General features: G+C 59.1%; 15 protein-coding genes. 7 read left to right on the top strand and 8 right to left on the bottom strand.

What is annotated here, in order from left to right; translation table 11 throughout:
- Positions 1-50: 50 nt before the first annotated feature.
- From ACYPYQ_RS11405 to ACYPYQ_RS11380, 6 genes are all read right to left on the bottom strand, one after another.
- The gene (locus tag ACYPYQ_RS11405; RefSeq protein ID WP_459723963.1) at positions 51-2,141 is read right to left on the bottom strand and encodes a hypothetical protein; all 2,091 of its coding nucleotides are present in this window, start codon (positions 2,139-2,141) and stop codon (positions 51-53) included.
- Positions 2,142-2,160: 19 nt separating this feature from the next.
- A complete protein-coding gene (locus ACYPYQ_RS11400; protein ID WP_459723962.1) occupies positions 2,161-2,982 on the bottom strand; it encodes a class I SAM-dependent methyltransferase in 822 nt (273 codons plus the stop codon).
- Positions 2,979-3,488 (bottom strand): ORF6N domain-containing protein, encoded by a 510-nt coding sequence (locus tag ACYPYQ_RS11395; RefSeq protein WP_459723961.1) that lies wholly within the window; start codon positions 3,486-3,488, stop codon positions 2,979-2,981. Before ACYPYQ_RS11395 ends, ACYPYQ_RS11400 begins: the two co-directional genes overlap by 4 nt.
- 245 nt (positions 3,489-3,733) lie before the next feature.
- A complete protein-coding gene (locus ACYPYQ_RS11390) occupies positions 3,734-4,012 on the bottom strand; it encodes a segregation and condensation protein A (RefSeq protein ID WP_459723960.1) in 279 nt (92 codons plus the stop codon).
- A gap of 89 nt (positions 4,013-4,101) precedes the next feature.
- Complete coding sequence (locus ACYPYQ_RS11385; RefSeq protein ID WP_459723959.1) at positions 4,102-4,983, bottom strand: radical SAM protein; 882 nt, start codon at positions 4,981-4,983, stop codon at positions 4,102-4,104.
- Entirely contained in the window at positions 4,980-5,354 is a 375-nt protein-coding gene (locus ACYPYQ_RS11380; protein WP_459723958.1) for a hypothetical protein, read from the bottom strand. Before ACYPYQ_RS11380 ends, ACYPYQ_RS11385 begins: the two co-directional genes overlap by 4 nt.
- A 205-nt stretch (positions 5,355-5,559) precedes the next feature.
- Here ACYPYQ_RS11380 and ACYPYQ_RS11375 point away from each other — a divergent pair, with 205 nt between their 5' ends.
- The 3 genes from ACYPYQ_RS11375 (at position 5,560) to ACYPYQ_RS11365 (ending at position 8,431) form a co-directional block, all read left to right on the top strand.
- A complete protein-coding gene (locus ACYPYQ_RS11375) occupies positions 5,560-6,141 on the top strand; it encodes a Spy/CpxP family protein refolding chaperone (RefSeq protein ID WP_459723957.1) in 582 nt (193 codons plus the stop codon).
- Positions 6,142-6,340: 199 nt separating this feature from the next.
- Positions 6,341-7,036, top strand: a complete 696-nt coding sequence (locus ACYPYQ_RS11370) for a response regulator (protein ID WP_459723956.1) — start codon at positions 6,341-6,343, stop codon at positions 7,034-7,036.
- 141 nt (positions 7,037-7,177) lie between these two features.
- Positions 7,178-8,431, top strand: coding sequence for a sensor histidine kinase (locus ACYPYQ_RS11365; RefSeq protein ID WP_459723955.1), 1,254 nt, complete (start codon positions 7,178-7,180; stop codon positions 8,429-8,431).
- A 14-nt stretch (positions 8,432-8,445) separates the two neighbouring features.
- On the opposite strand, the gene ACYPYQ_RS11360 is transcribed toward ACYPYQ_RS11365, so the two are convergent.
- Positions 8,446-8,775 carry a putative signal transducing protein gene (locus ACYPYQ_RS11360; protein WP_459723954.1) on the bottom strand — a complete coding sequence of 110 codons (330 nt, stop codon included), beginning with the start codon at positions 8,773-8,775 and terminating at the stop codon, positions 8,446-8,448.
- 16 nt (positions 8,776-8,791) lie between these two features.
- Positions 8,792-9,106 (bottom strand): hypothetical protein, encoded by a 315-nt coding sequence (locus ACYPYQ_RS11355; protein WP_459723953.1) that lies wholly within the window; start codon positions 9,104-9,106, stop codon positions 8,792-8,794.
- Between the two features lie 298 nt (positions 9,107-9,404).
- On the opposite strand from ACYPYQ_RS11355, the gene ACYPYQ_RS11350 reads away from it, so the two are divergent.
- From ACYPYQ_RS11350 to ACYPYQ_RS11335, 4 genes are read left to right on the top strand one after another with little or no spacing between them, the layout of a single operon-like run.
- Positions 9,405-9,836: a secondary thiamine-phosphate synthase enzyme YjbQ gene (locus ACYPYQ_RS11350; protein WP_459723952.1), complete on the top strand. Its 432-nt coding sequence runs from the start codon at positions 9,405-9,407 to the stop codon at positions 9,834-9,836.
- Positions 9,826-10,110 carry an acylphosphatase gene (locus tag ACYPYQ_RS11345; RefSeq protein ID WP_459723951.1) on the top strand — a complete coding sequence of 95 codons (285 nt, stop codon included), beginning with the start codon at positions 9,826-9,828 and terminating at the stop codon, positions 10,108-10,110. The genes ACYPYQ_RS11350 and ACYPYQ_RS11345 overlap by 11 nt, the downstream gene beginning before the upstream one ends.
- Positions 10,107-10,910 carry an SDR family oxidoreductase gene (locus tag ACYPYQ_RS11340; RefSeq protein ID WP_459723950.1) on the top strand — a complete coding sequence of 268 codons (804 nt, stop codon included), beginning with the start codon at positions 10,107-10,109 and terminating at the stop codon, positions 10,908-10,910. The genes ACYPYQ_RS11345 and ACYPYQ_RS11340 overlap by 4 nt, the downstream gene beginning before the upstream one ends.
- On the top strand, positions 10,907-11,551 hold the full coding sequence (locus ACYPYQ_RS11335; protein ID WP_459723949.1) for a thioredoxin family protein: 645 nt from the start codon (positions 10,907-10,909) through the stop codon (positions 11,549-11,551). Before ACYPYQ_RS11340 ends, ACYPYQ_RS11335 begins: the two co-directional genes overlap by 4 nt.
- Positions 11,552-11,558 lie beyond the last annotated feature (7 nt).

Below are 11,558 nucleotides of genomic sequence, written 5' to 3'. Positions count from 1 at the left end.
CAGCACCGGCAGAACAAAGATGGAGCAATGCAATCGAGCAGTGAAATAGTTTAAGCTCGCAACCCAAGGGCTTTACTACTGATCGGTGGTAGGGCTACAGGGGGCAGGTCAATGGCTATAGATTCTTTCTCTTGCGGACAACCTTCTTTGTATTTCTTTAGTAGCTGCATAGTCTGGTTCTTGGTGATTCCATCGACGAATGGCTGATCGGCTATCTTTCCGACCATGAAAGTTTCCGCCTTAAGCCTGATGGCAATGGATAGGATGATTTTGCTTTCGAGTTCCGCCTGCTCGTCGTTTTCCTGTGCAATTTCATCTGCAAGCTCATAGATGACATCAATCACTGGTTTCTGCGGGTCTGGCAGCATCAGAGTCGGCTTGTTGATAATCGATTTATAGAGCCCCTCTAAGTCTTGGATAGTAATCGACGCAGTATCGGTCTTCATGTGTAGCAGGGAAGTAAGGCGATTGAACTCTGCATCTCTGCCGCAATATTCGGCCAGATTGCGAACGAAGGGGATGGACGAAATCGCATATCGCCTTTCTGTTAGGTTGTTCTTCCAAGTCTCGAATGGATTCTTCTGATATTTTTCCACTTTGAGACTGAGATCTCTGCCGTTCTTGGCAGCAAAAAGCCTGTAAGGTCTGTCGATGTTCAGGCGGCCGCTGATGGTGCGATGGAAATCGAAGTTGTGGGTGAGGAAAACGCAGCAGAACTTGTCCAGCTCAGAGACCTCCTTCAGATATTCCACAATGGCATACTTGTTCTTGTAGTCGAACGAGTCAGCAATGTCGTCAGCGATGACCAAAGTCTCCTGTCCCTGCTTCAGTCTGGCGTTTATTTCGAAGAGGATATTTAAGATATACAGAGCTCGCTTCTCGCCTTGGCTCAGTACTTCCAGTAGTAGCTTTCTGTCGACTAACTTGGACTGAGCATCTTCCTTGAAGCCGAATGAGATTTCAGGTTTTGTGCCTTTTAGAATCACATCATCCTGATTGGATACCTCAAGGGTAAAGGGGACGCTGAAACGTTTGTTGAACTCATTTACGACATCTTTCCACTCGGTCTCCTCCTGCTTTGCAGCTTCGATTGCTTGCTTGATGATTTCTTTGCCAATCCGGTATTCCTTCAGGAAGTCGAGATAGGTCTCACGCTCGGCGGACAAATAGGCAAGCCATATATCCTTTTGCAGCTTCTTGAAATCGCCCAGCTCGGCAACAATATCCTTGTTGTCCAGCAGGTAGTCTCTGAATTCACGAAGCTCTTTAGTGGTCAGCTTCTTATCAATCTCCTCGAACTTTTTGCTGAGGTCTTTATCTGCGAGCACCCGAGTTTTCTCACCTTCAATCTTGGCTTCTAAATCTTCGGTCGATGTGATTTCTTCCTTGGCCTTCCCGTTGAAGAGGTTGATCGAGTGGCTGGCGGCGAAGAATCCATTGTCAGCAAGATTCTTGTTGATAGTCTTGGCGTGGTAGTGATTGAAGGTCTTGGAGAGAATCGGTGAACCATCAATGAGTTCGTTGTACTTTTCGATATAGTCTTTTAGTTGCTGGCTAATCTGGCCGGATTCCAGAAGTGCCAGCGCCTTGTCATTGAACAGCCGATCATAGACGATGGTCGTCAGCCGCTCGTCGGGTTTCTCGCTGACATTAGCTTCCAAGCTATCCAGTAGGTCATAGATTGAGGTTTGACCGAAACGTTTGATTAGTTCGGTTTCTGGAGTCACTGTTCTTCCAGTGAGACCGGATCGCTGTTTCAATCTCTTAAAGAGTTCGTTCTTCTTGTCCTCGATTTTCTTCAAGGCCTCGTCATATTGTTTCTTGATCGTCTGGTTGACCAGCAGCAGCGAGGTCTTCTCAGAATCGAAACTTTCGTTGTAGGGTTCGATGACGAAGACCTGTTCAGATTTCAAATCACTTCCAGTCTCAACCTTGATTTCACGCTTCGTCGGGCGTTCAGGGTGGATGAGGTCGCTGGAGTCCTTACTCCTGCTCAGATCGAGAAAGGTTTTGGACAGGGATGTCTTCATGAACCCATTGGGTGCATAGACCGAATAGGCATTGGTCTGACTGAAATCGTACTCGTAGAATAGCTTGCCGATGCCGTAGCAGTTTTCAAGATTTATTGAGACTTTTTTCATGTTTGCTTCCTCGTGTACTTTACTTCACACCCAATCCCAACCAAGCATCCGAAGTCAGCCCAGTCTTCAAGCCAGCCAATCTTTCTTTCAGATAATCGAGCGCCAGCTTCTCCTTCTCGCGCCACACCTCTTCGCCCAATCCCTTCTTCATCATCTGTATCGGTGCGCTGCCCTTGACCATGTTGTCCCAGAATTCGGCGGTGCTACCGACGGGGAAGGCTTTGGTGACGCTGCGTATCTCGACGTTGCGGAACCCGGCTTCTTCCATTTCCTGTTTGAAGCGCTCGGGGTTTTCCAGTGTGGTGACGGAGCGTTGCGGTTGCGGCAGGTCGGGCTTGATGGCGCGCAGTGCGCCGAACATGGTTTGCATGGCGGGCGATTGGTCCACGGGCGCCCAACTGGTGATGGCGATGCTGCCGCCGGGTTTGAGCGTGCGGTGGATTTCGGCGAAGCCGCGTTGCCTGTCGGGGAAGAACATGAGGCCGAACAGCGAGAAGGCGGCGTCGAAGGTGGCGTCGGCATAGGGCAGGGTCTGCGCATCGCCGCAGTGCAGGGCGATGTTGCGGTGTCCGGCTTGTTCGATCTTTTTGTTGAAGATGGCGAGCATGGCTTCGGAGAAGTCGATGCCGTGTATTTGTTCGGCATGCTGCGCGAGCCTGAGCGCGAGGGTGCCGGGGCCGCAGGCGACGTCGAGCACGGTGGAATTCGGTTTGAGTTGGCTGGCGGCAATGGCTTCGTCGGCGAACTCCTCGAACACGAGCATGGTGGTCTCGGCGTAGCCATCGGCGACGAGGTTCCAGGGTTCTGTGGCGGAGAGTGGATTGCTGGTGGGACGGGTCATGGTTTTTCCCATGGCGCAAAGCCGATCGGGCGTTTCTTTTTGTTTTCGGGCGGGGTCATCAGATTGTGGATGGCCTCAAAGACGGCTTTGAATCGGATGTCGTAATTCTTTTCGAGCGCGGCGAGCTTGCGGGAGAGTTCGGCATTGGTGGCGAGCATCTGCCGCAGGCGTACGAAGGTGCGCATGATCTCGATGTTGACCTGGATGGCGCGTTCGCTGCGCAGGACGCTGGAGAGCATGGCGACACCTTGTTCGGTGAAGGCGTAAGGAGCAGTACGGATACCGCCCCAACTTGAAATCACAAATTGTGATTTCAAGTTGGCGAATTCTTCTTGTGTGAGTTGGAACATGAAGTCTTCGGGGAAGCGATCGAGATTGCGTTTGACGGCCTGATTCAGCGCCCTCGGCTCGACCTCGTACAGTTCAGCCAAGTGCTGGCTGAGCATGACCTTCTCTCCCCGGATGAGGAACATGCGCGATTCGATTTGCGCGACTGAAGCGATCATTTATTGCTTTCCCTTTAAACAGTCGTGTGCCGGCAATTCCCGTCTGTGCGGGATGTTTCTTGCGCCAGCCATCCTGTTCTGGGGATTCCGCCTTGTGCCTCGCGCCGTACGTGCGGCGCGATGTGCGTGGGGCAGTCCTGCAAGTGGCCGGACTTTATGTGAGCGGGGCGGTGAGTGTCAATGCTGATGACAGGGGAATGCGGATATCCCCCGCTTAGTGCGAGGGGAACAGGGGCAATACTAGGCTAGTGCTTGGCAGGCTTGATGAGACTGATGATCTGCGCACTCGGAGGTTCGCTGCCGTCGTTGTAGTAGGGCTTGGATTCGTCGAAGCCGAGTTGCGCGGCGAGCTCGCGTTCGCGTTCGGAGATCAGCGCGAAGCATTCCTTGATCTCCTCGATGGTGGCCTCCGCGAGCGGGTTAGGGCGGCCGCCGAGCGGCGTGGCGTCGCGCACGACGCTGCCCAGTGTCTTGCGCATCGCGCGCAGGATGCGTTGTTCCTTGCTCAATTCTGCTGTGTCCATGGCTGCGTCCTCATTAAGTGTCAGGACAGACTTTAACCGGAATCAGCGCGTAGAGGCCATCCTCCTAGCGGGGTATATGCCGAGCGGCATTACAACCCGCGCATGTACAGCGGCCGCAGCGGGCGGTGGCCGGCTATCGCTTCCTGCAGTTGTTGCAGCAGCTTGTCTTTGTCTTTGGGCAGGTTGCCCGCCAGTGCCAGCGCGTTGGAGGCGTGGTTGGAACGGAAGATGACGGGCTGCGGCGGGTTGAGGCCGCTGATGAGGCGTTCTTGTTCTTTCAATATTGCGAGGTCGTCCGGCATCTGGAACGGTTCGCCGAACTTGCGGTGGAATTCTGCTGCCACGCTGTCGTCCAGATACAGTTGCAGCGTGGAGAGGTAGGTGACGGGCGCGCGGTTGAGCAGGTCTATGGTGCCGTCTATGTGTGCGTCGCTGTGCTGCGTGCCCCCCAGACCGAGGATGACGGTGGCGGAGATTTTCATGCCGCTGTCTTTGGCTTTGTGCAGCACTTCGGCCATGCGCTGTTGCGTCGCGCCCTTGGTGATCTTTTTCAGGATGAGGTCGGATCCGGATTCGATGCCGAAGTAGAGCAGGTTGAGTCTGTGTTCGCGTAGCTGTGCCAGCTCTGCGCTGCTTTTGCGTGCGAGGTTGCCGGGTGTGGCATAGCAGGAGACGCGCGTCAGGCGCGGTAATGCCGTTGCGAGTTCGCGCAGGATGGCGAGCAGGTGTTCAGTCGGCAGCGCCAGCGCGTCGCCATCGGCGAGGAAGACGCGATGCGCATCCGGCCAAGCGGCGGCGGCCGTGCGGATATCGGCGAACACTTCGTCCAATGGGCGTTCGACATATTGCTTGCTGCGATACATGGCGCAGAAGCTGCACTGGTTGAAGCTGCAGCCCAGCGTGGCCTGGATGATGAGGTTGTCTCCCTCGGAGGGCGGACGGAACAGCGGCATGTCGTAGTGCAGGCTCATGCCGTCGGCTCCGGCGGGTGTTCATCCAGCATGCGTTCGCACTCGACCATGATGGCCTGTCCGGTCTCCGATTCGTAACGTGTGTCCAGCGATTCCTGCATCTCATGGGAGATGACGAGCCCGGTCTCGCGGCTGGTGGTGGTGACGATCTGTTTCGCCACCTGATCGCTCAGCGCGGAAAGGTGTTTGCGCAGTTTCAGCGGCAGGCTGCTTTTGGAGCGGGCGAGCCAGTCGGCGGCGAGCGTGGCGCCCTGGGCTTCGGTCAGCCATGCGCCATGTTCATAGTGGATGGCGAGGCGTTCGGATACGAGCGCGAAGATCAGGGCGATGTGGGTGCCGCGTTCGGTGGAGGGCAGGGTGGGCGCGTTCAATGGGGGCTTTCTTGTCACAGCGGGTTAAGTGCGATCTTACGCTAGCGCACCGCTTGCCGCAGCAGTGAGGTGCCGACATTGGTGCGACCGAGTGGCACACGCTTCACAAAACTTTACCTTTGCCACACATCCGGGCAACGGCCCGCTCATAAAGTGTCATCCAGCCGCCAACACGGTGCGGCGTCCAACGATCAAGGAGACAGACATGAGCGAGCAAACCACTACAGATAGCAACAAGGAAACCGAAGGCCGCTGCCACGGCAAACACGACCATCGCTGCCACGGCCATCGCGGCCATTGTGTGGCGCGTGTGATCGGCGTGCTGGCGGTGTTCGGTATCGGCTTCTTCTCGGCCAAGGTGATGGCCTGCGAACCTAGCATGGGTCACGGCGGGCCGCAGGCGTTCATGTCAGGTGGGCAGATGGATACGGAGCGCATGGGCAAGTTCGCCGACAAGCGCCTTGATCGCATGCTGGACGATGTGAAGGCGAGCGATGCGCAGAAGGAGAAGGCTTCCGCCATCGTGAAGGCTGCGCTGGAGCAGGGCGCACCGCTGGCCGGGAAGATACGCGACAACCATATCCAGATGCGCAAGCTGATGGCCGCGACTACGCTGGACAAGGCTGCCATCGAGGCGATGCGTGCCGAGCAGATCAAGCTGGCGGACGAGGCGAGCCAACGCATGACTTCGACCATGCTGGCGGTGGCGGAGGTGCTGACACCCGAGCAGCGCGCGAAGCTGGCCGAGAAGATGGAGAAGCGTCGCGGCTGGATGCATCGCGAGTAATGAAACTTCCTCGCACGTCATACCGGCGCAGGCCGGTAACCAGCGAAAACAAACAACCCGCGTAGCGGACAAACAATCGATGTAGTCCGGCTTTCGCCGGAGTTGTTTTCCGAACTGGATACCGGCCTGCGCCGGTATGACTGCGTTTTGAAGTCCGCCCCGCTTGGTATGATGCGGGGCGAGTCATTTGGAACGACACATGAACCATCACATCCTCATCATCGACGACGACGAACGCCTGTGCGGCATGTTGCAGCAATACTTGGGCGACGCGGGTTATCGCGTCGATGCGCGCCATGCCATCGCACCCGGCCTGCAAGCCTTGAGGCAGGCGGACTACGACGCGCTGGTGCTGGACCTGATGCTGCCGGATGGCGACGGGCTGGAAGCGTGCCGCCAGTTGCGCGCGTTCTCCGACATCCCGGTATTGATGTTGACCGCGCGCGGCGAGGCGATGGATCGCATCCTCGGCCTGGAGATGGGTGCGGACGATTACCTGCCCAAGCCGTTCGAGCCGCGCGAGTTGCTGGCGCGGCTGAAGGCCATCCTGCGCCGCGGCAAATCCGCCAACGGTGATGTGTTGCGCTTCGGACGACTGGAGATCGACCGCGCGGCGCGCATGGTGCGCGTGGACGGCAAGCCGTGCGAGATGACTTCTTATCAATTCGACCTGTTGCAAGCGCTGGCGGACAAGCCGGGGCGGGTGATGAGCCGCGAGCAGTTGCTGGATGCGGTGAAGGGCGCGCAGCTGGAAGCGTTCGACCGATCCATCGACGTGCATATCTCGCGCATCCGCGCCGCCATCGAGGACGACCCGAAACATCCGCGCCGCATCATCACGCTGCGCGGTGCGGGCTATGTGTTTGCGCGCAGTCAGGACGGGGACGCAGCATGAGGGCATCTCATAAAATCCAAACTTCGTCGCAATACTGCGTTGCTCACAAAAAATCACTCCTTACATATCAGACATATGCTGCGTCGCGATTTTTTGCTCGCGCCTTGTCTTGCTTAGAATTTTGAATTTTTCGAGGTGCCCTTGAGGAAACTTTATTTTCAGATCTATCTGGGTGTGGTCGCCAGTCTGGTGCTGCTGGTGCTGCTGGTCGCCGCCTTCTGGCATTTCCAGGGCAAGAACTCGCCGCAGAACCAGATCTTCCAGACCGTGCGCGATGTGATCGTGATGGCGTTGCCGCCGGCGGATGCGCCGCGCGAACAGCAGCAGGAAGTGCTGGAGCGGCTGGCGCGTCCCGCCTTGCCGCGACTGTCTTTGTATTCCGCTGACTTTCGTCTGCTGGCGCATACCGGACGGCGCTTGATGCCGCCCGGGCCGAACACACAGGAGAACGAATGGTTGCACAGGCCGGACCATCAATCGGCCTGGGTGATGCAGTTGCCCGACGGCCGCTGGCTTTTGGCACAACCGCCGCACGAGCGTCCGCGCCCGCCGCTGCCCATCCTGTTCACGTTGCTGCTGATCGGTCTGGTGGTGGCGGTGGTGGCCTATCCGATGACGCGGCGCATGACCAAGCGGCTGGAGCGGCTGAAGCAGGCGGTGGAAGCGCTGGGCGCGGGCGATTTCAAGACGCGCGTGGAAGCGAAAGGTTGCGACGAGGTGGCTTCTCTGGCGACCAGTTTCAACCAGGCGGCGGAACGCATCGAGTCGCTGTTGCAGGCGCACAAGCAATTGCTGGCGAACGCTTCGCACGAACTGCGCTCGCCGCTCACGCGCATCCGCCTCGCGCTGGAGATGCAGGCCGAGCGCCCCATGCCCGAGTTGCAACACGAGGTGCGGCAGAACATCGCCGAGCTGGATCAGTTGATCGAGGAGATATTGCTGGCCAGCCGGCTGGATGCGTCGCGCGAACCGCTGCATGCGGACGACATCGATCTGGCCGCCTTGCTGGCCGAGGAATGCGCGCGCAGTGACGCGCAGTGCGAAGCGGTGCCGCTGAACATCAAGGGCGAGGAGCGCCTGCTGCGCCGCCTGTTGCGCAACCTGCTGGAGAACGCGAAGCGGCACGGCGGCGATGCGGTGCAGGCAAGTCTGGTCAAAGCAGATGGACAGGCCGTGATACAGGTGTGCGACAACGGCAAGGGCATCGCGCCGGAAGAACGCGAGCGTATCTTCGAGCCGTTCTATCGTCCGGCGGGCAGTCGCGAGAAGGAAGGCAGCTATGGGCTGGGACTGTCGCTGGTGCGGCAGATCGCCGAGCGGCATGGAGGCAGTGTGCGCTGTGTGGCGGGGCCGGCGGGCGGGGCGTGTTTCGAGGTGAGGCTGAAGCTGGCTTGAAGTGTGCGGCGGTGTCAGGCTGCAGGCAGTCGCATCCACCCATACATCAGTGCTGCACCGAGGATGAAGCCGGCGATGAACAGCTGCAGGCCCAGCGTGTCGCGCGGTGCGGGCTTGTTCGGTTCGTCAGGCGGTTGCAGCGCTTCCCACTCGCGGATGATCTGTCTCGCCTGATCGTAATCCTCTTCCGCCACCATCACGCGCACGAATCCCAACGCTTGCAACTCACCCATGCCGCCCTGCAGATGTTCGCCCTCGATGCGTCCGCTGATGCGGTATTGCTCCAGCAGGTTCAGGATCATGTGGCCGTCCAGTCCGCTGGCGGCTTCGTAGACACTTTTCATTCCCATATCGGTCCGTTCAGTTGATCAGCACGATACCCAGCGCGCTGAGCGACAGGATGAACGAGGCGAGGCCGAGCAGCATGGCATGCCGGTAGCCTTTCTCGGCGAGCTGCGTGCCTTTCTCCAGCGCTTCGATGGCGAGCTGCATCTGTGCCGCGAGGTCTTTGATATGTGCATCGTTGGCCGAGGCTGCGCTCTGCAGTTCGGTGATCTGTTGCTGCAGGGTGGCGTTATCGCCGCTCTTGCGCGTGAATACCGGGGCCGCTGCGGAGATGATGGTGCCGATATGCGGCAGTACGGATTTGATGACGGGAATGAGCCAGCCGGCCATTTTGGTCTCCTTTCTTGAGTGGGGTTCACTCGCTGTCGCGTGTCAGGCGGCAGGGGGCGCTACGGAAGCTGAATATGTCTGCATTTGCGGCGCGGAGGCGAGAGGGCCGCAGACTGCATCGGCGCACTTGCATGGTCGTCTGTGCTGGATAATGGCTGATCATCATGCGGTCATGGGGCTGGCATTTTGCGTTGTAAAAGATGCCGGGAAGAGATAGCCTTTTCATCGTGCGCTGCACTTCCGTCGTCCGGATAGTACATGAAGCGCCATCCAGTTCGTTATTTCAGGCTCGATTACCATGTGGTTACAGAAAGAGATACAGCTGCAACCCCGCCCGCGCGGCTTCCATCTGGTCACCGACGAAGTGCTGCGTGCGCTGCCGGAGTTGCGCGGGTTCGGCATCGGCATGATGAATGTCTTCATCCGGCATACTTCCGCCTCGCTGACATTGAACGAGAACGCCGACCCGACCGTGCGCAAGGACTTCGAGGATTGGTTCAGCCGCAACGTGCGCGAGGAAGAGCCTTATTACCGCCATCGGGATGAGGGTGCAGACGACATGCCCGCACATATAAAATCCAGTCTGCTGGGGGCGAGCCTCAACATCCCCGTGGCCAACGGCCGACCGGCATTGGGCACCTGGCAGGGCATCTGGCTGTGCGAACATCGCGACCATGGCGGCAGCCGCAGCATCGTGGTGACGCTGCAGGGGGAACGGGATGCGCGATGAGATGAAGACGTTGCATCTGGTGATGCACGGACGAGTGCAGGGCGTGTGGTACCGCGATTCGATGCGGCGCGAAGCGGAACGACTGGGCGTGAGCGGCTGGTGCCGCAACCGCAGCGACGGGACGGTGGAAGCGATGGTGCAGGGCGGGTCCGCTGCAGTGGATGCGCTACTGGCGTGGGCGCATCGCGGACCGGAACTGGCGCAGGTGTCGCACGTGGATGTGGAGCCCGGCAGCGGCGACTTTCCGGGATTTGAAGTATGGGGTGATGCATGAGCACGATATTGGTCACCGGTGCGACGGACGGCATCGGTCTGGAAACGGCGAGGGAACTGGCGCAACTCGGTCACGAGGTGGTGCTGCATAGCCGCGATGCGGAGAAAGCCTTGCGGGCGGCGGACAAGATCCACGAATCGGTGCCGGAAGCGAGATTGCAGACCGCCTGTGCCGACCTGGCCGACCTCGGGCAGGTGGTGCAGATGGCACAGGAACTGAACGCGCGACTACCGAGGCTGGATGTGCTGCTGCACAACGCGGGTGTGTACATGACAACGCGGCAACTGTCACCGAACGGTTTCGAGATGACGATGGCGGTGAATTACTTCGCGCCGTTCGTGCTGACGCGCTGGTTGCTGTCGCTGTTGAAACGGTCGGGCGATCCCAGGGTGGTGACGGTGAGTTCCGTCGCGCATCAGAGCGGGCGCATCGCGTTCGACAACATGAATTCAGAGCGCGAGTTCGATGCCTATCACGCCTATGCCAATTCGAAACTGGCCGACACGCTGTTCGCCAACGCGCTGGCGGAGCGCGAATCCTGGCTGTGTTCCAACAGCCTGCATCCGGGCGTGATCGACACCAAGCTGTTGCACACCGGTTTCAACATGAAGGGCGATACGCTGCAACACGGCGCGCGCACGTCGATCTATCTGGCGACCTCTCCCAAAGTGCAGGGTGTGACGGGGCGCTATTTCGACGATTGCCAAGTGGCGCAGTGCTCCGCGCTGGCCTCCGATCACGAGCTGGACGATGCGCTGTGGCGCTGGACCGATAACGCGCTGCGCGACTGGCTGCCATGACCAACTATCCGCCCGACGCCCTGCTGTTCGTGACGCCGAACTGTCCGCATTGCGCGACGGTGAAACAAGCCCTAGGCGTGTTGCTGAACGAGGGGCAGATCGGGCAGTTGCGCGTGGTGGATGCGGCGGAGAATCCCGCGTTGGCGCGGGAGTATGGCGTGCGCGCGGCTCCCTGGCTGAAGCTGGGCGTGTTCACCCTGACCGGCGCGCGCACACTGGGCGAGTTGCGGCAGTGGGTGGATTGGGCGCACGGAGAGGAAGGGACGGCGCACTATGTCGCCCATCTGTTGCAGGAAGGCGGCTATGCGCAGGCCAGCGCATTCATCCATGCAGACACGCGGCGTCTCAAGCCGCTGCTTTCTATCGTGGCCGATCCTGCGGCGAATCTGGAAGTGCGGCTCGGGGTGAGCGCCTTGCTGGAATCCTATGCCCGCTCACCGGCGTTGGGGGACTTGCTGCCCGAGCTGGTGGAACTGAGCCGCCATGCCGACCATCGCGTGCGGGCCGATGCCTGCCATCTGCTCGGTCTGAGCGGTATCGCGGAGGCGCGTACATCGCTGCGTGCCCGTCTGCATGATGCGAACGCGGAAGTGCGCGAGATCGCGGCGGAGGCGTTGGCCGCGCTGGAAGCGCACGCCTAGCGCGCCA

The sequence above is a fragment of the Sideroxyarcus sp. TK5 genome (assembly GCF_054601595.1).
The sequence above is the reverse complement of the archived record's forward strand: the minus strand, read 5'-3'. Positions and strand labels throughout refer to the sequence as shown.